Raw genomic sequence first — 23,530 nt, 5'->3', positions numbered from 1 at the left:
TTTTAAAATTATCTTAAAGAGAAAGGAGTGTAGCTTCCTTTAAAAAGAGTGAAGAAAAAATAGAGGAGGAAAGAAATGAAAGGTAGGCAGTATTTTTCATTATTTTTATCTGTATTAATGGTATTTTCACTGATCCCAAAACCGGTAATTCAAGCGGAGGAGATTGGAAGTACAGAAAATCGCATAATCGCTCACTATGATATGTCGAGAGCGGATGGTAAGTTGACGGATGTTACGAACAATGGATTTGACGCAGAATATGTTGGGTTTCAAGATGGAGATTTCATAGAAGAACAAGGCGATACAATTCTGAACTTCACAGGAGATAAGTCTAAATATGTAAAATTACCAAAAGGACTTATTGATGATGAAACATTTACAATTGAAACAAAATTTAGGACAACAACAAGTGCTGGCCATTGGCTTTACACCCTTGGGACAAAGGAAGGTTCTTGGCCGAATGTCAACAATTATATCTTTTTAAATCCAAAACAAGGAAATGGAACGACTCGTTTTGGGATTAAAAATTCTAGCACGGAACTTCTTTTCCAAAATGCAACAATTAAGTTAGGTGAATATAATACATTCACAGCAACATTTAAAGAAGGAGAAATTATCCTTTATTTAAATGGACAACAAGTTGGAACACTACCACATACGTATAAGGTAATGGATATTCTTGCAGCTGGGACAGACCCTACAGCTAATTTTATCGGATATATTGGTAAATCCTTGTACACAGCTGATGCAGCATTTACTGGAAAATTAGCTGATTTTAAGGTATATAACTATACATTGTCAGCAGAAGAGGTAAAACTGAATGCTGGTTTAACAGATGAGGAAATTGTTGCATTAGCAAAAGCCAACTTAACAATTCCAAATGCAGATGACATTCGTGGAAACATTACAATACCTACAAGTACGGATAAAGGTGCAACAATTACTTGGGAAACGGACAATGCAGCTGTTGCAAATGTAAATGAAGGAATCAATGAAAATTACGATAAGACTCCTGCAGGTGTTGTAACAAGACAGGAAACTGATACAAAAGTAACATTGACAGCAACAATCAACTATAAGGGAATAAGCGATACAAAGCAAATACCACTTACAGTTAAAGCTAAACCTGCAAAAAAGAATTTCACATCTTATTTATTTGCTCACTTTACAGGTGAAAGTGCAAATGGAGAACAGATGTATTTTGCTAGCAGTAAAGATGGTTTGCACTGGAAAGATTTAAATGAGGGTGATCCAGTATTAACGTCTGATGTAGGTGAAAAGGGTGTACGTGACCCGTCTATCATACGCTCAGCCGAGGGTGACAAATTCTATATTATTGCAACAGATTTAAGAATTGCCAGCGGAAAAGGCTGGGGTGCCGCACAAACGGCTGGAAGCAGATCACTGATCATTTGGGAGTCTACAGATTTAGTAAATTGGTCTAAACCAAGAATGGTAGAGGTAGCACCATCGAATGCAGGAGATGCATGGGCACCGGAAGCATTTTATGACGAAAAGACAGGGGAGTACGTAGTATTCTGGGCTTCAACTGTGAAGAATGATCAAGGGGTATTCGAACCACATAACATCTATTATGCAAAGACAAGAGATTTTTATACGTTCACAGAACCAAAGATGTTCATTGATCGTACTGGTAGTCAGCATATTATTGATACAACCATTATTGAAGATGGGAATATGTATTACCGTTATTCAGGGGATGGTCAAATTACGATTGAAAAAAGTAATCAAATTCTTGGTGAATGGTCAAAAATTGGCACCATTCAATCTTCAACAGGATTAACAGGATCCGACGTTGAAGGGCCATTAATTTATAAATTCAATGATAGAAATGCATGGAATTTAATGGTCGATCAGTATGCGTCTGGAAAAGGTTATCTTCCATTAATTACATCTGATTTAGCAAGCGGCCAGTTCACTAAATTAACGGCTGCAGACTATTCTTTGGGTTCTAACCGTAAGAGACATGGATCAGTACTCAATCTTACACAAGAAGAGTACGATGCTGTAATGGCCAAATGGGATAAGGTGGTCAAAGTTCCTGATGAAGAAGAACAAGAACAGCCAATTCTTGAGTATAACTTTGATGCAGTCACTACAGACAGGACGATCCAGGATAATTCGGGAAATAACCATACAGGTACATTGAATGGTAATGCAACTTATGTGACTGATTCAGAAAAGAACTCAAAGGCATTATATCTAGATGGAACAACTAATACATTTGCCGCCTTTCCGACAGGTTTCTTTGATGGAAGAAATACTTTAACTATCTCTATGGATATTAAACCGGAAACGGTATCAGGAAACTTCTTTACCTTTGCCATAGGAAAGAATGACCAAAAATATATGTTCCTAAGAACACGCGATACGGAAATAAGAAATGCTATGACTACTACTAGCTGGTCATCGGAACAGGAGGTAAAAACAAATACCACTTCTATTAAGAGTAAGTGGTTCAATATCAAACTTGTCATTACACCTACAAGTATGGCCATGTATAAGGACGGGATACTTGTAGCTGAAAATAACAATGTAACAGTATCAATTACAGACTTAGGTGCACAATTAACAGCATATTTAGGTAAATCCTTTTACTCAGGAGACCAATACTTCAAAGGTTATTTCGACAACGTAAAAGTATATAATCGTACACTTTCAGAAGCAGAAATTCTAGAAATGTCTATTCAATCGACTGGAATTGGCAATTTTGTAGTACCTGGTCAAAAAGGTCAAGCTGAAATAGATTCTAAATCACATAGAATTACAGTTCCTGTTAAAGAAGGACAAGGTTTAGATATAACTAATTTGGCTCCAACTATAACTATTAAACCTGGATCTACTGTAAGTCCAGCGTCAGGCGAAGCACAGGATTTTACTAATCCTATTACCTATACGGTGACGGACAAGGATGGAAATAAGCAGGAATGGACTGTGAGTTTAAAAGTTTATCCATCAGGTACATTGCCAGGACTTTATGCAGATCCACAGATCGCTGTTTTTGGTGATACTTATTATATTTATCCTACAACAGATGGCTTTACCGGTTGGTCAGGTTCTCAATTTAAAGCATTCTCCTCAAAAGATTTAATAAATTGGAAAGACGAGGGTGTAATCTTAGATTTAGCAACTGACGATGTTACATGGGCAGATAAGCGCGCTTGGGCACCGGCAATCGCAGAAAAGAATGGTAAATATTATTACTATTTTTGTGCAGACGCCAACATTGGTGTAGCAACAGCACCAACACCAACAGGACCATTTAAAGATGCTTTAGGCAAACCATTGGTGCCAAGTGGAAAATATTCCGGCCAAGCCATTGATCCATACGTATTTACAGATGATGATGGCCAATCTTACTTTTATTGGGGTAATGGTGATCTCTATGGTGCAAAGCTAAATGATGATATGGTTTCTTTTGCAAGTACTCCAGTCAAGATGACCCCGCCTAATTTTAGAGAGGGATCTGTTGTATTTAAAAGAAACGGTATTTATTACTTAATGTGGTCAGAAGATGATACAGGTAGCGAGAATTATCAGGTTGCTTATGCAACAGGGACATCTCCAATGGGACCATGGACAAAGAAAGGTGTCATTCTGAGTAAAGATTTAAGTCTTGGAATCAAAGGGCCAGGTCATAACTCTGTATTAAATATACCAAACACGGATGAATATTATATTGTTTATGCCCGCCATGCAATGCCTGATGGCAACGGATTTAACCGTGAAGTGGTGATTGATAAGATGGAATTTAACGAAGATGGCACTATAAAGCCAGTAAAACCAACCTTGACAGGTATAACTGATCCAATTTTTGTAGATACAGAAGCTCCTGTAGGGAAGTTTACGATAAATTCTGATGCTGAATTTACAAAAGATCCGAATGTTACACTATCATTTGAAGCAACCGATAAACTAAGTGGAGTGAACCAGGTTCGTTTTTCCACCAATGCTAAGGATTGGACAGAATGGGAAGAGTATAAGCCAGCAAAAGAATTCACCCTGCCTTCAGGAGATGGGGAGAAGACTGTTTACGTTGAATTTAACGACCACGCGGGAAATGTCAGTGACACGTATCAACAAAAGATAACCCTTGATACGACTGCCCCTGTGATTCAATTTATTGGACTTCAGGATACTTATTCTGTCGATACGCTTATTAATATAACTTGCAATGCCATCGATGATTTGTCTGGTATTGCTTCTAAAGAATGCCCAAGTGTTGAAGGACCAGCCTATACCTTCGAGTTAGGGGCTCATAAAATCACTGCCCCAGCCACTGATAAAGCAGGAAATACCGCCAAAGTCGACATCGAATTTACTGTAACTGTTGATTTTGATAGTTTAAGCCGATTGACCCAATCTTTTGTAAGTAAGGATGGGGTGGCGCATTCACTTGTGGCGAAGCTCCAATCAGCAAAAGAAGGAGCCGCTAAAGGTAACAAACAGACCGTGGACGGTAAATTGAAGGCGTATGAAAAAGAGCTGTCTGCCCAAATAGGGAAAACTATTACTGAAAAACAGGCAAATATTTTGATTTCTTTGTCGGATATGCTCTACTTAAAATAAGCCAGAATGATCATTAAATAGACCCCAAAAACTACTAAATAGTAGGTTTTAGGGTCTATTTTTTTATTTTTAAAAAAATAATCACTTAAATATTATATTTTCTAATGTACAAAAGAAAGCGGAATATTATAAAAAAACGCATTTCATTGAAAATACATCACTAGAGTAATTATTTATAATAAACATAGATTCAAATTAATTAAGGGGGAAGTCATATGAAAAAATTTAGAAAATTGTTTACTGCATTAATTTCAACGGCAACTGCGATCTCATTAATGACAGGATGTGCTGCCGGGAACAACCAACAGGCGAGTAGTGGTTCAAGTGGTGGGAAAGATGGGAAGATTGTCGTTGGTTTTTCACAAGTAGGAGCTGAAAGCGAGTGGAGAACAGCTAATACTAAGTCAGTCAAAGAAAGTGCAGAAAAAGATCCACAAATTGAATTAAAGTTCTCAGATGCCCAGCAAAAACAGGAAAACCAAATTAAAGCAATCCGTTCTTTTATTGCTCAGAAGGTGGATGTAATCGCTTTCTCTCCTGTTGTTCAAACAGGTTTTGATACAGTTCTTCAAGAAGCGAAAACAGCAGGTATTCCAGTTATATTAACTGACCGTGCTGTAGATGCCGATCCATCCCTTTATAAAACGATGATTGGATCAGATTTCGTTGAGGAAGGCAAGAAAGCGGCACAATGGATGTTGGACCATGTAAAAACGGATAAGCCGGTAAATATCGTTGAGCTCCAAGGAACGGTAGGTTCTGCTCCTGCCATTGACCGAAAAGCTGGTTTTGAAGAAGTAATCAAAGATCATACCAATTATAAAATTATTAAATCTCAAACAGGTGACTTTACCCGTACTAAGGGTAAAGAAGTAATGGAAGCATTCTTAAAGTCTAATGGAAAAAATATCAATGTTGTATATTCTCACAATGACGATATGGCAATCGGTGCAATTCAAGCGATCGAAGAATATGGCTTAACTCCAGGGAAAGATATCAAAATCATTTCTGTTGATGGTGTAAAAGGTGCTTTTGAGGCGATGATGGCTGGTAAGTTAAATGCCTCTATTGAATGTAACCCATTATTAGGAGAACAGTTGATGCAAGCCATAAAGGATGTTAAAGCAGGTAAAGAATTACCAAAGTGGATTAAGACAGAAGAAGGCATCTTTGATACAACTAATGCAGCAAAGGAATTCCCTAATCGACAATATTAAAAGCTTTTTTAGATATAGGAGCTCTCTTATTAGGGAACTCCTATATTACTCATAAAATAAACAAAAGGAGCATTAAAACAATGTTCATACAAGAGAAACCAATTCTATACATGGAAGGTGTCACAAAGTCCTTTCCTGGAGTGAAGGCTTTGTCTGACGTTAACTTTACTCTTCGTAAAGGAGAAGTTCATGCTCTCATGGGTGAAAACGGTGCAGGTAAATCAACGTTAATTAAAGTGCTAACCGGAGTCCACAATTTAGATGGAGGTACCATCCTTTTCGACGGACAGAACATTGAGCCGAAATCTCCGCTAGATGCCCAAAATATTGGAATCAGCACGGTTTACCAGGAAGTGAATTTATGCCCTAATTTGACAGTAGCAGAAAATATTTTTATTGGCAGACCACCGAAAAAAGGCGGCAGAATCGATTGGAAGTTAATGAACCAAGAATCACAAGAAATCCTGAAGCGAGTAAATCTCGATATTGATCCGACTAAATTACTCTCTTCTTACTCTGTTGCCATTCAACAAATGATTGCGATTGCTCGCGCAGTTGATATTTCAGCAGGTGTATTAATCTTGGATGAACCGACCGCGAGTTTGGATGAAAACGAAGTAAAACAGTTGTTTAAGATCATGCGTAAGTTGCGTGATGAAGGAATGGGAATCGTATTTGTCACACATTTCTTAGATCAAGTTTATGAAATAACGGATCGTATCACAGTCCTTCGGAACGGTAAACTCATTGGCGAGTACAAAACGAGTGAATTATCTAGGATAGAATTAGTAACTAAAATGGTTGGTAGAGAAATCGATGAAAAAGAACACAGCAAACAAAACAAAAGTATAGTTTCTTCATTAAAGAAAAAGGAAGAACATTTCTTAAAAGCTGTCAGTCTAGGAAAAAAAGGTACGATAGAGCCATTTGATCTGGAAATGAAAAAAGGGGAAGTACTTGGTCTTGCTGGTTTACTTGGTTCCGGCAGGTCTGAAATTGCTAGACTGATATTTGGAATTGATAAAGCGGACGATGGTGTCATTTATATAGATGAAAAAAAGATTTCGGCCATGTATCCTAAAAAAGCTATACAACAAGGGATGGGATTTTGTCCGGAAGATCGTAAAAAAGAGGGCATCATTGGAGAATTAACTATCAGGGAAAACATGATTCTTGCTCTTCAGGCTAAAAGAGGAATATTCAATTATATCTCTAGAAAAGAACAAGAGGAAATCGCTAATAAATATATTAAAATGCTGCGAATAGCTACCCCATCTATGGAACAACAAATCAGAAATCTAAGTGGAGGTAATCAACAAAAAGTGATTCTTGGCAGATGGCTGGCAACTAATCCGAAATTGCTTATACTAGATGAACCTACTCGTGGAATTGATGTAGGAACTCGGACGGAAATTCAAAAATTAATACGAACACTTGCTAATGATGGTATGACGGTTTTGCTTATTTCCTCCGAATTGGAAGAATTAGTAGCTTGTTGCGATCGGGTAATTGTTTTGCGTGACCGTTCTCCGATTGGACAGCTTCGCGGAGAGAATATATCAGAAAGTATTATTATGAAAACTATAGCAGGAGCTGGCGCAAATGTTTCTTAATCAATGGAATAAACTGAGGCATTCAAAGGTATTTTGGCCTTTAATGGCCCTCTTAGCATTACTTATATTTAATTATTTTTATATACCAGGTTTTTTTAACATCGAAATCAAGAATGGTCATTTATTTGGAACCATAATTGACATATTAAATCGGGCGGCTCCGCTTATTATTGTATCTATTGGTATGACCTTAGTTATTGCAACAGCTGGTGTGGATATCTCGGTTGGAGCTGTTGTGGCGATATCAGGTGCAATGGCAGCTTACCTGATCGGAGGAACTCTGGTTGTTAACAATGGAGTTCAAGAGTATGTAAGTGATACGCCTATGGCGCTAGCCATCCTTGCTGCCCTTGGCGCTTCCGTCCTTTGCGGAATGTGGAATGGCGCATTGGTGTCTAAAATAGGTGTTCAACCAATGGTAGCCACCCTTATCCTTATGACAGTTGGACGGGGAATTGCACAGCTGTTCAGTGAAGGACAAATTATCACTGTCTACTATAAACCGTTTAGCTTTTTTGGTGGTGGATACTTTTTAGGAATACCGTTTGCTATTTTTGTTGCCGCTGTATTGGGGCTACTAGTTTACTTGCTTATGAGAAAAACCGCAATGGGATTGTTTTTAGAGTCGGTAGGAGGAAACATGGAATCCAGCCGATTTACTGGGATTAATTCGAAGAAGATCATCTTCTGGGCCTATGTAATCTGTGGTTTGTGCGCAGGGATCGCAGGAATCTTGATTAGTTCGAATGTGAAGAGTGCAGATGGAAATAACGCTGGATTATGGATGGAGTTAGATGCAATATTAGCAGTCGTCATTGGTGGTACTTCAATGAACGGTGGAAGGTTTTTCCTATCAGGTACCATTATCGGTGCTCTTTTCCTTCAAATGTTAAAAACAACTATTTATTCCACTGGAGTTCCTCCTGAAAGTATACTCGTGGTGGAAGCAATTGTAGTAATTATTGTTTCGCTTGTACAATCGGAAAAATTCAGAAGCTTATTTATCTTAAAAATGGGCAGCAAGCGTAAGAAGGGAGTAATTCAATCTAATGAGAAACATGCTGCGAGTTAGTCAATTAAATATCACGTTAATTTCGACCATCATTCTATTTCTTTCCTTATTTAGTGTAGGTTCTTTTCGTTATACGGGCTTTTTATCATCGCAAGTTTTTCTGAATCTATTTATCGACAATGCTTTTTTAATCATCATTGCTACAGGATTAGTATTTGTCATATTATCTGGTGGAATCGATTTGTCAGTAGGATCGGTTGTTGCGCTAACCACTATGGTGTCCGCAAGTATGCTTCAGAAAGGTGCAAACCCGGTTATTGTTATGGTTGTAGTTCTTTTAATGGGAATCATATTTGGATTTGCACAAGGATACATCATTCAGCGTTTTCAATTGCATCCATGGATTGTTACATTAGCAGGTTTGTTTTTGGCCAGAGGACTTTGCTATTTTATTAGCATCGAATCTATTACTATCACAGATCCATTATTCACCAATATATCTCACTATAAGATTATGCTGGGTGGCCAATATTTTATTTCCATTAGTGTATTGATTAGTATTGTGTTTGTATTGGCAGCCATGTATGTGGCTAAATATACAGAGTTTGGTCGGACTGTTTACGCCATTGGTGGAAACGAACAATCGGCTATGCTTATGGGACTGCCTGTTGTTAGAACGAAAATTCTCATATACGCTATCAGTGGCTTTAGTTCTGCCCTCGGAGGCTTGGTTTTCACCTTCTACATGTTGTCTGGATATGGGCTTCACGCATTAGGTCTAGAAATGGATGCCATTGCAGCATGTGTCATAGGAGGAATCCTTTTAACCGGCGGGTATGGATATGTTGTTGGTCCAATGTTTGGAGTGCTGAGTATGGGAGTAATTCAAACCATTATCATGTTTGAAGGTACACTCAGTTCATGGTGGACAAGAATTGTAATTGGAGTCTTATTGTTTGTTTTTATCGTACTTCAACGCATAATCGTCATTCAGAGTGAAAGAAACAAAACGATTATTAAAAGAAAAGAAAGAAAAGAAAGAAAAGAAAGAAAAGCACTCGCTACCTGAATCAACGATAGAGGGAAATCTGAAGTGAATTTACTATAATAAAACCATTTTGATCAGGAGGGGAAACATGAACAAGAGGAAAAGGCTTTCAACTTTTTTATTAACCTTCATGCTCTTTAATGCCGTATCAGGAATAGTTCCGAAATCCACATTTGCTGAGGAACCAAAAGAAGTAAAGTTAATTCTTGATTATGATATGAACAATATTGAAGGTACAACAGTGAAAGATAGCACTGGGAATTTTGATGGAAAGCTGGTGAATTTCCAAAACGCTGACCTTATTAAGGGGACAGATGCAGGAGTTATAAGCTTTAAAGGCGGTTCTACTAGTTCATATATTGAAATGCCTAAAGGTGTCTTAAATAATTTGGATAGTATCACCGTTTCTTCTTTGGTGAATTGGAAGGGTGTTAATGAAGCCGAATGGTTATATGCGTTAGGTCAGGACAGTAACAAATATTTGTTTACGACGCCGAAGCGTAACTCGGGTGACCGCTCTTCAAGAGCAGGACTCGGGATAACAAGCTGGATGAATGAAGCAGGTGTAAATGCGACAACTGGGCCATTAAAGTCGAGTGAATGGAAGTTGATAACTACTGTTATGTCAGGTGTGGAAAAAACGATAAAGCTGTACATTGATGGAGTTGAAGTGGGTACTGGTTCTACGAACGGTTATACATTAGCACAAATCAACAATGTTAATGGAAGAAGTGGTTTTATCGGGCGTTCATTTTATTCTTCTGACCCGTATTTTGGAGGAATGATCGCAGATTTTAAAGTGTTTGATGGAGCTTTGACAGCAACAGAAGTAAGTAAACTAAAAGAAGAAGCTGATAAAAAAATTGCTGCCATGGATGGACTACTGCTAAATCACGCTGCTGAAAAATTAGATTACTCCATTTTTATCAATCAGAACCAAAACAAAGACGAAATTAATTCGGATTTATCTTTCCCTAAAAATGGGGCATTTGGAACATCCATCACTTGGGAATCACAAAATCAAAACATTATTACAAATGATGGTAAAGTTAATAGACCTTCTTATGAAAATGGTAACCAATCGGTAGGAATTATAGCTACTATATTGGAAGGTACAAAGACTTTGACAAAAGAATTTACCGTTACTGTATTAAAGAAACCTCAAGATTCAGTGACCGTTCAAATGGATGCAGAAGATTTGAAAGTTCATAACATTAATGATGTTCGCGGCAATCTAACTTTACCGAAATCGGGAGCTAATGGTTCTACGATCACATGGAAATCAACTGACCCTTCCATCATTACACCAACTGGAGAAGTGAAACGTCCTGGAAATGGTGTAGGAGATAAAATGGTTAAATTGACAGCAACTCTCACATTACACAAGGAATCAATCACAAAAGCATTTTTAGCTAAAGTGAAAGAAATGCCGAAAAAGGAGAACTATGAAGGATACGTCTTCAGTTATTTTACAGGAGAAGGTTATTCGAATGGTGAACAAATTTATTTTGCCTTAAGTGAAGGAAACAATCCACTTAAATGGCAGGAGTTAAACAATGGGGAGCCTGCAATCACTTCTAATTTAGGTGAAAAAGGACTTAGAGATCCATTTATCATTCGTTCCCCTGAAGGTGATAAGTTCTATTTAATTTCCACAGATTTAAAAATTAATGGAGATTGGAATTGGGACAGATCCCAAAGGACAGGAAGCCGCTCTATAATGGTGTGGGAATCTACTGATTTAATTAATTGGTCAGAGCAAAGAATGGTAGAAGTATCTCCAAAAGAGGCTGGAAATACATGGGCTCCGGAAGTTACGTATGATGACACGACTGGTGAGTATATTGTGTTCTGGGCTTCCAAATTGTATGACAATGAAGCGCATAGCGGCTCTACTTACAACAAAATGATGTATAGCAAAACAAGAGATTTCCATACGTTTACGGAACCAAAAGTTTATATGGATTATGGATATTCAGTTATTGATACCACCATCATTAAGGATGACGGAAAAATCTATCGTTTTACAAAAGATGAAAGAAACAACACGACATCTTCACCAAACGGTAAATTTGTTTTTGGAGAAGTTGGGGATTCGGTTCTTGATCCTACTTTTGATCTTATTAAAGAAGGGATTGGAAAAGGATCTATCGGTGCAGGTGAAGGACCTACCATCTTTAAATCGAATACGGAAGAAAAGTGGTACATGTTTATTGATGAATTTGGCGGTAGAGGCTATGTTCCTTTTGAAACAACCAATTTACAGTCAGGTGAGTGGAAGATGTCAACAAACTATAGTTTACCAGCACGCCCTCGCCATGGAACCGTAATGCCGATTACAAAACGGGAACATGAAGCATTACTTGCAAATGTTCCAACAGTCAAGAAGCAAGAGCCCGTTCAACAAGTACCACGCGTTACTGTGGATAAGGAAAAATTGGAGTTAGCAGAAGGAAAAGCTGCACAGTTGACTGCAACAGTAACACCTGAGAGTGTTGTCAATAAAGATGTTCTATGGTCCAGTAATAATGAAGAAGTAGCAGTAGTGGATGAAACGGGTAAAGTTACTGCGAAAAAAGAAGGTACTGCAAAGATTAGTGTAACAACAGTCGATGGTGGTAATATGGCTGTTAGTGAGGTCATCGTAGAGAAACAGAAGGACTTAACACGTCCAGAAGGGCATTTTACGATTAATACTGGTGCGGAATTTACAAAAGATCCGAATGTTACTCTATTGCTTGAAGCAAAAGATGATTTAAGCGGAGTGAACCAGGTTCGCTTTTCCATGAATGCTAAGGACTGGACAGAGTGGGAAGCGTATAAGACAGCAAAAGAATGCACCTTGCCTTCAGGTGATGGGGAGAAAACAATATATGTTGAATTTAACGACCATGCTGGAAATGTAAGTGAAACGTATCAACAAAAAATAATACTTGATACGACTGCTCCTTTGATTCAATTTATCGGTAATGAAGGTACGTATCCTGTTGATGCAAAGATAGCGATTTCCTGCAGTATATCGGATGAAGGGTCAGGGGTTGATTCCTCTAATTGCCCTAGTACTGAAGGATATGCGTATAACTTCGGCATTGGTGTTCATACAACCTCAGCTTCTGCTACTGACAAGGCGGAGAATACAGCAGTAGCTGAAAATATGTTTACCGTAACTGTTGATTTTGATAGTTTAAGCCGATTGACCCAATCTTTTGTAAGTAAGGATGGGGTGTCGCATTCACTTGGTGCAAAACTCCAGTCGGCAAAAGAAGCGGCCGCTAAAGGTAACAAACAGGCGGTAGACGGTAAACTGAAGGCGTATGTAAATGAGTTGTCAGCCCAAAGCGGGAAAGCAATTACTGAACAACAGGCAAATATTTTGATTGATTTGACGGGTAATCTCTTATTTAAATGAAAATACATCAGTTAGGAATTTTTTTATAGTGAACAAGTAGTTAAATACGTTATGAATTAATGTTTCCGAGTGCCCATAAACAGGAAAACCAAATTAAATCAAGACATAATGAAAGGAGAAAAAGGAGGTACGGTACGTGTTACTGTTTAAATTGGTACAAACCGAAAAGAAAATAATGGAATACCAACAGGCGATGTATGACATAGCAAAAGTAAGTGGACTAAATGATCCGCATGTATTATCTATAAGTCAAAAGTTAGATAAAGAAATTCTGTTTTTTCAAAAAAATTCATTAAAATATGCCCAAAGTACCTAAATACAAACCTGTAGTCAGGTTTTAACAATTAGTAGGAAGCATTCTGTAAAATTACAGGGTTTAATAACTTTAATAATTATATATACTCATATACTGATTATTTAGTGATAGAATGACTCAGAAGGTAAAGTATTCTAAGTGTTGATTACGGAACACAATCAGGAAGAGTTAATGTGTAGTTAAAAAATTTTAATATAAATCCATAGTGATATTACCCCCTTTTAAGTTGACAGTGTAAAAACCATGCAAAGTGCTTGGGTGTTACACTTTTAATTGGAGGGGATTTTTTTATGGAAAAAAAACAATGTGAGTTAATTTTATGATAATCGGTAAATAATTTACCGGAATTATTTAAATTAAGTAAATTATTTATCGATAATATTCAGTTTTATTTAACTAGTAAAAATATAAATATTAAAATTAAAAGGTTTATTTCGGTAAAAATTTATCAGAAAAATCAAAAAAACAATTGAAAACACTTTATCCCTCTGTTAATATACAATTATACTTAGTAAATAAATTAGTGAATATGAGTTTTGTGCTAGTAAAAAATTTAGTGGAGATGTTCTAAAATGGCTACAATTAAAGAAATAGCAGCATTGTCTCAAGTGTCACCCGCCACTGTTTCAAGAGTTTTGAATAATGATCAAAAGATTACAGTTTTAGAGGAAACAAGAGAGCGTATATTACAAGCTGCAAAGGATTTAGGGTATAAGACCATATTGGAAAGACGGGTTGAACAATATCAGGAAGTAGACAAACCACGGATTAGTGTGGGGATTTTACTTTCCAAGACCTTAGAAGAAGAAATGGCAGATCCATACTTCCTATCGATTAGACAAGGTGTCGAAGAAGAATTACTTACCCAAGGTATAACTTCGACTTTCATGTTTCGGTGGAATGATATTGGAACTAATCACCTGATCAGAGATTTAGGCGGACTAATTATTGTTGGGAAAATTAGTGAAAAGGCTTTGAAAGCAGTAAGTGATCAGATTGAAAACGTTGTATATATCCACCATTCTCCAGATGAAGATCTTTATGACTCTGTTGTCATTGATTTTGTTAAATCTACCGAAACAGCTTTGCTGCATTTATTGGATCAAGGGTACAAGCGGATTGGTTATATTGGTGGAGTAGACATTGAATATTTGAAAAACGAAACCATTGCCATTGAGGATAAACGTCTAACAACTTATGAAAGCCTAATGAAAGAAAAAGGGCTGTATAACCCCAACTACACGTTCGTTGGTGAGTACACAATGTCCCAAGGGTATGAATTGATGAAGCAAGCTATTGAACAAAATGATTATCCCGAAGCTTTCTTTATATCGAGTGATCCAATGGCGATTGGGGCATTAAAGGCACTTCAAGAAGCAAAGCTTTCTGTCCCAAATGATGTAGCAATTGTAAGTTTTGATGATATCGAAATGGCAAGATTTGCAAGTACACCATTAACAACTGTGAAGGTATTTACAAAAGAGATGGGCCAAACAGGAGTTAAGTTGTTACTCGATAGAATTAATGGGAGGAAACTTCCTTTAAAAGTAACAGTGCCAACTAAATTAATCATCCGACAAAGCAGCTTTTGAGTTGATGGTTAATAATTAAGGAAAGAAAAATACGGGAGGTGATTTAATGTAATTATCATTTTAAGTTACATATTTTCCCTAATGATTGAAAATTAATTTGTTTCTTTGCCTTAGTTGTAACATTTTGTAGTAAAGTGGTTACGCTTACAATATTTGTATTTAGCAATATGTAAATATTCTATAAAACTATTAGGGAGAGAAATGATCATGGCGAAGAAAAAGTATTTATCAATAGTATTTATGTTAGTACTTGCATTATCAACTTTTTTGGCTGGATGTAATAAGTCGGAGGAAACTTCCACTGATAAAAATGGAAAAGAACAAGTTACCATTAATTATTGGGCTTCATGGGCACCTGGTTCAGAGGAAGAAATTAAAACAAAAGAACAAATTAAAAAGTTCGAAGAAGAACACCCAAATATCAAAATTAATACACAAGTTATTACTTTTGATGCTCTGCATGATAAATTAGTTGCAGCAATCAGTGGTGGCGCTTCTCCAGATATAAGCTGGGGATTAAGCGAATGGTTTGGAGAATTTAACAAAATGGGCGCCTTGCAGGATTTAAGCCCTTATGTAAATAATTGGACTGATAAAGATAAAATTTATCCAAATGTTATGAAAGCCTTAACATACGAAGGGAAAGTTACGGCACTTCCTCAATATTTAGGAATTCGAGCGCTTTTATATCATGAAGACATGTTAAAGGCTGCAGGAATACAAGAACCCCCCAAAACGTTTGACGACTTACTTAATGCGGCAGATCAAGTTAAAAAAGCTACTGGTAAAGAAGCGTTTGGTATCGCCGGAAAGGGTGTTCGTTCCCCTCAAGAACTCCTTGCTTATTTAGCTTCAAATGATGTAAAAATTGCTGAAAAAATGGATGATGGTAAATACAAAAATACTTGGAAGGATAATCCTGATCAACTTGCAAAAGCAGCGGAAGTATTTAAGTTTTATCAAAACTTACAAGACAAAGGTGTCATTCCTGCAGATGCTAAAGCTTGGGGTTGGGAAGAAGAAGATACTAATTTCGCAATTGGAAAATATGCGATGGTTGTAAATGGCCCATGGATTGAAGACAGAGCAAAACAAAATCCCAAAGAAATGAAAGATGTGAAGGTAGCGGCACCTCCATATATAGAAAAACCTGCAACATTCTTAGAAATCAGCCCATTATACCTTTACAAGAGCAGCAAGCACCCTAAAGAAACCTGGGAATTTGCTAGCTATATTTTAGGGGAAGAATGGCAATCAAATATTCGTCCAACTAACTCCCCTCGTTCAGATGTTGTCAGTGATAGCCAATGGGGTAAAGGGTTTACCGATTTAGCACCAACTGGTGTAACGTATCCTGAGATTTCTTTGGGTGCTGTTACAAAAAGTATGGAGGATGCTTTAGGAAAAGCATTACTTCAAAAAGAGAATCCTAAAAAGGTTGCAGAGTGGTTATCAGATGCAATTAATAGTGATTTGAAAAAATCTGGAGAATTAAGCAGTAAATAATTTATTTCAAGGAGGAGCAAGTATTGTATAAGGGAACAAGCAATACTTGCTCTTTCATTACATACTATCAATTGGCTTTCCTATTGATAGATTCAACATCTGTATTGAGAGATGGAGGTTGATACTCTTGAATTTAGAATCGAAGCAAGTTAATGCGGAATTCGGAGAAAACAAAGAAACTATTAAAATTGGAATTTCCAAAGAAAAAAAGAATATGATTCACGCTTATTTATACGTATTTCCTGCAATCCTTTTCTTTCTTATTTTGATTGCACTCCCACTGATTAATGTTGTATGGGATAGTTTTCATTTTAAAAATCTCGTTAATACATTACAAACTTCCTTTTCAGGATTGGAAAATTATAAAAATGTTATTCACGATGAAAATTTTCTAAAAGCACTATCTAACACGGCTATTTGGACAGTCCTTTCAGTGGCAGGGGAGTTTATCTTAGGTTTAATTTCAGCAATAGCCTTAAATCAAAAAATAAAAGGAAGAGCTATTTTTCGAGGATTGATTATTATCCCTTGGGTTGTTCCCATTGTAATAGCAGGGATGACGTGGACATGGATGTTAACACCTGAATATGGAATTATTAATTTTCTTCTCACAAAGTTTGGAATTCTAGATAAACCCTATTATTGGTTAGGTGAATTAAATACTGCATTGCTAACCGTAACATTTGTTAATATTTGGAGAAGCTTTCCCTATTATACAATTTGTTTACTGGCCGCAATGCAGTCTATACCTAAAGAATTATTAGAAGCTGCCGCGATTGATGGGGCTGGCGTGATGAAGAGATTTTTTAAAATTGTTCTCCCGCAATTAAAGCCTGTATCGGTTGTATTAATTTTTATTCACCTTATCTGGACAGCCATTAACTTTGACTTTATCTGGGTAATGACCGAAGGCGGACCACTGAACGCTACTGAAACTCTACCTATTATGATATATCGTTATGCAATGAAACAGTTTGATGTTGGATCTGCATCAGCATTGGCCACCATGATGATTGGGTTTATGATCGCGATTTTTGTTGTCAGTTATTATTATAATGTCAGAAAAAATAGAATCTAATCCAATGTAAGGAGTGAAAAAACACATGCTACTGAGTAAGAGAGGGATGTTAATCAGTAAAATTGTTACTTATATCGTACTTATAGCATTCTCAATTTTCTGTGTGTTCCCGTTTCTATGGATGTTGGTCACGTCATTAAAACCAACAGAACAAATACGGACCAGTCATCCCAGTTTCTTCATTAGTAATCCAACATTTTCTCATTTTGAAAATGTTCTAGTTAACACCAAATTTTTAACGTTTTTTGTTAATAGTTTAATAGTTGCATTTACCACGACTATTATATCTATCTTGGTTTCCATCTTTGCTGGTTATGCATTGAGTAGATTCCAGAGATTTAAAGGGGTCAAAGTAGTAAATGTAACGATGTTATTATCTCAAATGATTCCGGGCGTATTATTGTTAGTTCCTCTTTATATCCTCATGCAAAGATTTGGGTTGCTGGATACTTACGCATCAATGATTTTAGCTTATACCACGTTTATGGTTCCATTATGCACTTTTATGTTAAAAGGATTCTTTGATTCAATCCCATATGAATTAGAAGAAGCGGCTGAGATCGATGGCTGTGCCCGATTTAGGATTATTTTTCAAATTATCCTTCCTATTTCCATTCCAAGCCTTGTAGCAACTGCTTTGTTTGCGTTTGTTAATGCATGGAATGAATTCATGTTTGGATATGTTTTCATCAATGATGAAGCACATCGAACCTTAACCCCGGGAATCACTATTTTCAAAGGGTTATATTCCACTGATTGGGGAAGTATCATGTCAGCATCTGTTTTAGCTGTTCTTCCAATCGTAATCATGTTTATTTATTTACAAAAATATTTGATAGAAGGTATGACTGCTGGTTCTGTTAAAGGTTAGGGAGGTTTCAACATGTCAGAAGTAAAAGAGAAAGTAGAAAAAATAATTAAAATCGAAGAAAACGGAATTCACCTTGCATTTGAAGTCACTGAAGATAAAGATGTTAGATTTCTACACTTTTCTTCTATTCCTTCAAATGAGTATATAAATTGGGATGATAAGAAAAGAAGTAAATACCGACTTGTTGAAATTCATTTTTCTGGTGAAAATCAAAACGATCATCATGGGTCAAAGCATACGGGAACAAATCCGGGGAGACGCTTAAAATTACAAGATTTTAAGGATACAGTAAATTCTGACGGACGAAAGCTTGTGTTTCAATTTGTAGATAAAATAACAAATGTTGAGGTATCTTCAGTTTTGCAATTTTTCAACGGAATTCCGGTTGTAAGGACATGGACAGAGGTCGTTCATAAAGGCAATAAACCAGTCGGTATCGAGTATGTTTCTTCTTTCGCCTATACAGGCATCGATAAAGAGGGTTTAACTCGCAGGGAAGAAAAAATAAACCTGCATATCCCTCACAACACATGGTATGGGGAAGCGCAATGGCATCGATATACACTCACAGATTTAGGACTCTACACGGTTAACGAATTTTCTATGAAAAGATTATCGTATTCGAGTACTGGAACATGGTCAACTTCACAATATGCACCCACTGCCTTTTTAGAAAATACAGAGACGGGGACCGGTTTTATTTGGCAAATCGAACATCTCGGTTCTTGGCATTGGGAAATCAGTGATATAGCGGATTCACTTTATTTACAATTAAGCGGGCCAACTGAAAGCGAAAATCAGTGGTGGAAAGAACTAATACCGGGAGAAACATTTGTTTCCGTACCTGTTGCCATAGGAGCACTTAGTGGCGGTTTTGAAAATGCTATTTCAGAAATGACTACTTATCGAAGAAGAATCCGTCGTCCAAATAATGATAATATTCATCTTCCTGTTATTTTTAATGATTATATGAATTGTTTATTCGGCGATCCAACTACAGAAAAACTGCTACCGCTTATCGATGCAGCAGCGGAAGCTGGCTGCGAATACTTTTGTGTGGATTGTGGCTGGTATTCAGATGGTGACTGGTGGGATGGAGTAGGTGAATGGCTTCCTTCTCAAGAACGCTTTCCCAATGGTATAAAAGAGGTTTTAAACTATATTCGCAGCAAGGATATGGTGCCTGGCCTTTGGTTAGAGCTAGAAGTAATGGGAATCAATTGTCGACTTGCTAGCAAAGTTCCAGATGAATGGTTTTTCTTGCGACATGGGAAGAGAGTTATCGATCATTCCCGCTATCAATTAGACTTCCGTAATCCAGAAGTTACTGATTTTGCAACCGGAGTTATTGATAGATTAGTAACAAAGTATGGTGTTGGTTACATCAAAATGGACTATAACATTAATGCTGGTGTAGGAACAGAATATAATGCTGATTCAATGGGTGATGGTTTACTTGAACATAACCGGGCTTATTTATATTGGCTTGATCAAATATTTGTAAAGTATCCTGATTTGGTAATAGAAAACTGCAGCAGTGGCGGGATGCGGATGGATTATAGTTTATTAAGCCGTCACAGTATTCAATCCAGCAGTGACCAGACGGACTTTCTAAAAAATGGTGCGATCGCAGCTGCTGCCACCTCCCTAGTGACACCAGAACAATGTGCAGTGTGGTCATATCCCTTAAAAGAGGGGGATCATGAGGAAGTTATTTTTAATATGGTTAATAGTTTACTGCTTCGCATTCATCAAAGTGGCCATCTAGCTGAAATAAGTTCGGAACGTTTCAGTTTAGTTAAAGAGGCAATAGAATACTATAAAAAAATTCGTCAATATATTGCAACAGGTATCCCGTATTGGCCAACTGGAATTCCGAATATTGGGGATGCATGGATGAGCTTTGGATTAAGAAATGAAAACAAGAATTTTATCGCCGTTTGGAGGTTGGACTCTAGTGAGGACAACATCTCTATCCCGTTAAAACATTTAATAGATAGGGAAGTAGAAGTGAAATTAGCTTATCCATTAAAAGGTGATGCAGACTATCAATGGAACAAACATAGTGGTGCATTGACAGTGAAAATCCCAAAAAGAAATGCTGCAAGACTATTTGAGGTTCACTTAAAACAATAGATTCTTAACATCGATTCTTTTATTAAGGGTGGTGATGTCTATAGCTTTAAGGATACATAACTAGTTTGTAGTAACAACGGGTTTGGATGCTGTTTAATAAATTGATAAAAGGGGATAAAACATATGTTTAAGAAAATGAAAAAGAAGAAAAGGGTATTATCCTATGTTCTTGCTGGCTCGTTATTGACATCAATGGCTCCAATTTTTTCATCAAATGTTTCTGCGACATCCACTACTGCTGCGACTTCAACATCCATTGCTTCTACATCACCAGCAGAGATCACTGTTGATTTGGCAGATCGATCACTAGGTAAAATCAATCATGGTGCAAGTGCTGCTCTTTATGGTTTAAGTGAGCCAAATGTCCCGGATATCAATACGCTTATCCCAATTAAACCATCACATATCTTACAAAAAGCTCCTAATGGGGTACAGCATCCTTCTGGTGATGGGCTGAGAGTGGCCGATTATTTCTTTGAAGCTGGAGGAAATAATATTCAGATTTATATGCAGGATTACTATGGCCGATGGTACTATCCATCAAGGACTCCAGAACAATATATTAATGAAGCGGTTACTCCAATTACCACTCAAATAAAGGCTTATAAGGATGCTTGGGCACAAAAGAACCCAGGTCAGAATCCTGATGACAAATTCATTTATGTGCCATACAACGAACCAGAACAAAACGGCACCCGCTATCAAAGAATCAATGACAATACCGCTCAAGGTGAACAATCGAGAGATACATTTAATCATGACTGGTTAGCCGTTTATCAGGCAATTAAGAAAATAGATCCAGGTGCCAAAATTTCTGGACCTAATTTCTTATTCTACCAGGCCAACGCTTTTGAATCTTTTATCCAATTCTGTATTGATAATGATTGTTTACCAAATACCGTTTCCTGGCATTTATTATCGAATAAATCGTATAATAATGCAAAAAGTAATCTGGAGCAATATCGAGCTCTTGAGGCTAAGTATGCTTCACAATATGCTGCGAAATATCCAGATCGAAAGAGCCCGTTCCCAATTGCAGTTGATATAAATGAATACGCTTCAATGGCGGAAATTGCAAACGGCGGTTCGCTTATCCAATATATTGCACGGTATGATGAGTTAAAAATAACGGGAGCTCTCCCTTATTGGAATACTGCAAATTCATATGGTTCTTTATTAGCAGGCCAAAACGAACCAAATGGAGCATGGTGGCTATACAAGTGGTATGCGGATATGCAAGGGGACATGGCTAAAGTAAATGTTGTAAAGAGTAATGCAGAGGGGGACTCTTTTGGGTCTGGATTATATGGGCTTTCTACAATTGATGACAGTAAGAAACAAGCGAACATTCTATTTGGCGGTACTACAGGCCAAAGTAACATCGTGTTTAAAAATATTACTGGCAACCAAAATAGTCCTAGTTTTCTAGCAAATGCTAAAAAGGTGCATGTAACAGTATGGCGTGCGGGTTACACAGGACTAACTGGATACTTAGCGGAACCAACCCAAATAGTGGATGGTAATTATGATATTGAAAATGGAAATGTTACATTACCAGTGCAAACTGACAATTTGGAAAGCTATTATGCCGTCATTACCGAGGCGGTGGACTCTCCTTCTAACACTACATGGTATAAGAGGTATGAAGCCGAAACTGCGGAAATAAGAAACCACGTTCAAAATCCAAAAAGCTTATATCCAAGGGTTAACAGTGAGCGTGCTGCTTCTAATGGACAGCTTATTGGCGGTATTGACTATAATGATAGTCTAGTTAAATTTACTAGCGTTACAGTTCCAAAAGACGGAAATTATAAATTGGATATTGTGGAAGGCAGTGGTTCAACAGCAAACCTACCTGCACAATCCGGCGGCGGAACCTCATCGCAAAGGCAGAATTCTGAATTTTTTGTTAAAATTGATGATCAGCCATCCTTTAAGGTAACTTTAAGGGCAGATTATAGTTGGGAACAATTGGGTATGGCTACTCAATTCGTTGATTTAAAAGAGGGCGCACATTCAATTGCAATCAGTAAATACAACCAGGATACCGGTGAAATGGGGCAGGGTGCAGCAACACTCGACGCAATTGAACTCAATTATAATGGGGAAATTGGGGCCAAGCCAAATTACCGAGTACAGGCAGAATTCGCAGAATATGATAGCAGCTTAGGAAGAGAGAGCAAAACAGCAGGCTTTGAAGGTGCAGGCTATGTGACAGGCTATAATGACAAGTCAAGCAGCAATTCGAATCGATCGGGTCATTCACCAAATAGTAAGTCAACTGACGCAAAAACCCGCTTTGTTATGAGTGTTCAACAAGACGGGATGTACGATGTAACGGTAAGATATGCTACCCAAAATACTGGTGATCTTTCTATTGATCATGATCGAAAGAATGTTTTGAACATCTCAGTAAATAATACCAATGGAAAATGGCAGAGCTCCAAAGTAAGGATGTTCTTACGTGAAGGCATTAATTTAATTGATATTCAATCCAGTGCGAAACTAAGCTTAGATTATCTTAATGCTTCCTATGTAAATAGTGATCCAATTTACTCAGAGGAAGCAGAAAATGCTAAAGTGGTTGGTGAGCCAGCCGAAGGAGATCCTTCATTAATTCGTGATGATGCACTTGCAAAATATGCATCAGGCGGCAAATATGTAAATGGTATTACTTCCTATGACGGTAAGGAAAGAAATTTGGAGCTTACTGAAGTGGAAGTGCCAGAAGCAGGTCGCTATAAGCTTGTAGTCAAATATGCAAACGGTGAGTATTCTGGATCGCATTCGTACAACAATAATGTGGTGGAACGGTATGCACAAATTTCCGTAAATGGCGGCGAGCCAGAAACGGTATATTTCAAAAATACCATTTCATGGCAGCAATTTGCGACGGTTACCATTGACGTTAATCTTAAAAAGGGTAAAAATAGCATAAAATTTAATAATAATAACACCTATGACGGGGGTGCTAATCCTTATGGAGGAAGCAATGGATCTGGAACAGCACCATTTGTTGATACCGTAATGGTACCAAAACAATATACACCTGCGTTTGACAAATTCGAGATCTATGGACAACCGACTGTTGTAGATAAAAAAGAAAAATAATTAAAAGTGGTCTCAAAAAAGTCTTGTTATC

The 23,530-nt window shown here is 37.3% G+C and carries 13 protein-coding genes; all 13 read left to right on the top strand.

The window, feature by feature from the left end; translation table 11 throughout:
• Nucleotides 1-75 precede the first annotated feature (75 nt).
• The 13 genes from J7E66_RS21330 to J7E66_RS21270 all read left to right on the top strand — a co-directional run bounded on the left by J7E66_RS21330 (nucleotide 76) and on the right by J7E66_RS21270 (nucleotide 23,499).
• Nucleotides 76-4,590 carry a family 43 glycosylhydrolase gene (locus J7E66_RS21330; RefSeq protein ID WP_215003508.1) on the top strand — a complete coding sequence of 1,505 codons (4,515 nt, stop codon included), beginning with the start codon at nucleotides 76-78 and terminating at the stop codon, nucleotides 4,588-4,590.
• A 215-nt stretch (nucleotides 4,591-4,805) separates the two neighbouring features.
• Nucleotides 4,806-5,807 (top strand): ABC transporter substrate-binding protein, encoded by a 1,002-nt coding sequence (locus tag J7E66_RS21325; protein ID WP_215003506.1) that lies wholly within the window; start codon nucleotides 4,806-4,808, stop codon nucleotides 5,805-5,807.
• 80 nt (nucleotides 5,808-5,887) lie between these two features.
• Nucleotides 5,888-7,420, top strand: coding sequence for a sugar ABC transporter ATP-binding protein (locus J7E66_RS21320; protein ID WP_215003504.1), 1,533 nt, complete (start codon nucleotides 5,888-5,890; stop codon nucleotides 7,418-7,420).
• A complete protein-coding gene (locus tag J7E66_RS21315) occupies nucleotides 7,410-8,492 on the top strand; it encodes an ABC transporter permease (RefSeq protein ID WP_168243015.1) in 1,083 nt (360 codons plus the stop codon). The genes J7E66_RS21320 and J7E66_RS21315 overlap by 11 nt, the downstream gene beginning before the upstream one ends.
• On the top strand, nucleotides 8,470-9,501 hold the full coding sequence (gene yjfF / locus J7E66_RS21310) for a galactofuranose ABC transporter, permease protein YjfF (protein WP_251033053.1): 1,032 nt from the start codon (nucleotides 8,470-8,472) through the stop codon (nucleotides 9,499-9,501). The genes J7E66_RS21315 and yjfF overlap by 23 nt, the downstream gene beginning before the upstream one ends.
• A gap of 67 nt (nucleotides 9,502-9,568) precedes the next feature.
• Nucleotides 9,569-12,889 (top strand): immunoglobulin-like domain-containing protein, encoded by a 3,321-nt coding sequence (locus J7E66_RS21305; RefSeq protein WP_215003502.1) that lies wholly within the window; start codon nucleotides 9,569-9,571, stop codon nucleotides 12,887-12,889.
• Nucleotides 12,890-13,025: 136 nt separating this feature from the next.
• Nucleotides 13,026-13,205 (top strand): aspartyl-phosphate phosphatase Spo0E family protein, encoded by a 180-nt coding sequence (locus J7E66_RS21300; RefSeq protein ID WP_215003500.1) that lies wholly within the window; start codon nucleotides 13,026-13,028, stop codon nucleotides 13,203-13,205.
• Nucleotides 13,206-13,777: 572 nt separating this feature from the next.
• Entirely contained in the window at nucleotides 13,778-14,797 is a 1,020-nt protein-coding gene (locus J7E66_RS21295; protein WP_215003498.1) for a LacI family DNA-binding transcriptional regulator, read from the top strand.
• Between the two features lie 207 nt (nucleotides 14,798-15,004).
• Nucleotides 15,005-16,303, top strand: coding sequence for an ABC transporter substrate-binding protein (locus J7E66_RS21290; protein WP_215003496.1), 1,299 nt, complete (start codon nucleotides 15,005-15,007; stop codon nucleotides 16,301-16,303).
• A gap of 127 nt (nucleotides 16,304-16,430) precedes the next feature.
• Nucleotides 16,431-17,381 (top strand): carbohydrate ABC transporter permease, encoded by a 951-nt coding sequence (locus tag J7E66_RS21285; protein ID WP_251033052.1) that lies wholly within the window; start codon nucleotides 16,431-16,433, stop codon nucleotides 17,379-17,381.
• 25 nt (nucleotides 17,382-17,406) lie between these two features.
• Nucleotides 17,407-18,252 (top strand): carbohydrate ABC transporter permease, encoded by an 846-nt coding sequence (locus J7E66_RS21280; protein ID WP_215003494.1) that lies wholly within the window; start codon nucleotides 17,407-17,409, stop codon nucleotides 18,250-18,252.
• 12 nt (nucleotides 18,253-18,264) lie between these two features.
• On the top strand, nucleotides 18,265-20,388 hold the full coding sequence (locus tag J7E66_RS21275; RefSeq protein ID WP_215003491.1) for a glycoside hydrolase family 36 protein: 2,124 nt from the start codon (nucleotides 18,265-18,267) through the stop codon (nucleotides 20,386-20,388).
• A gap of 123 nt (nucleotides 20,389-20,511) precedes the next feature.
• Entirely contained in the window at nucleotides 20,512-23,499 is a 2,988-nt protein-coding gene (locus J7E66_RS21270; protein WP_215003489.1) for a carbohydrate-binding protein, read from the top strand.
• Nucleotides 23,500-23,530: the final 31 nt, after the last annotated feature.

Source organism: Bacillus sp. ISL-7, from assembly GCF_018613065.1.
This window is presented reverse-complemented; position numbering and strand designations above follow the sequence as displayed.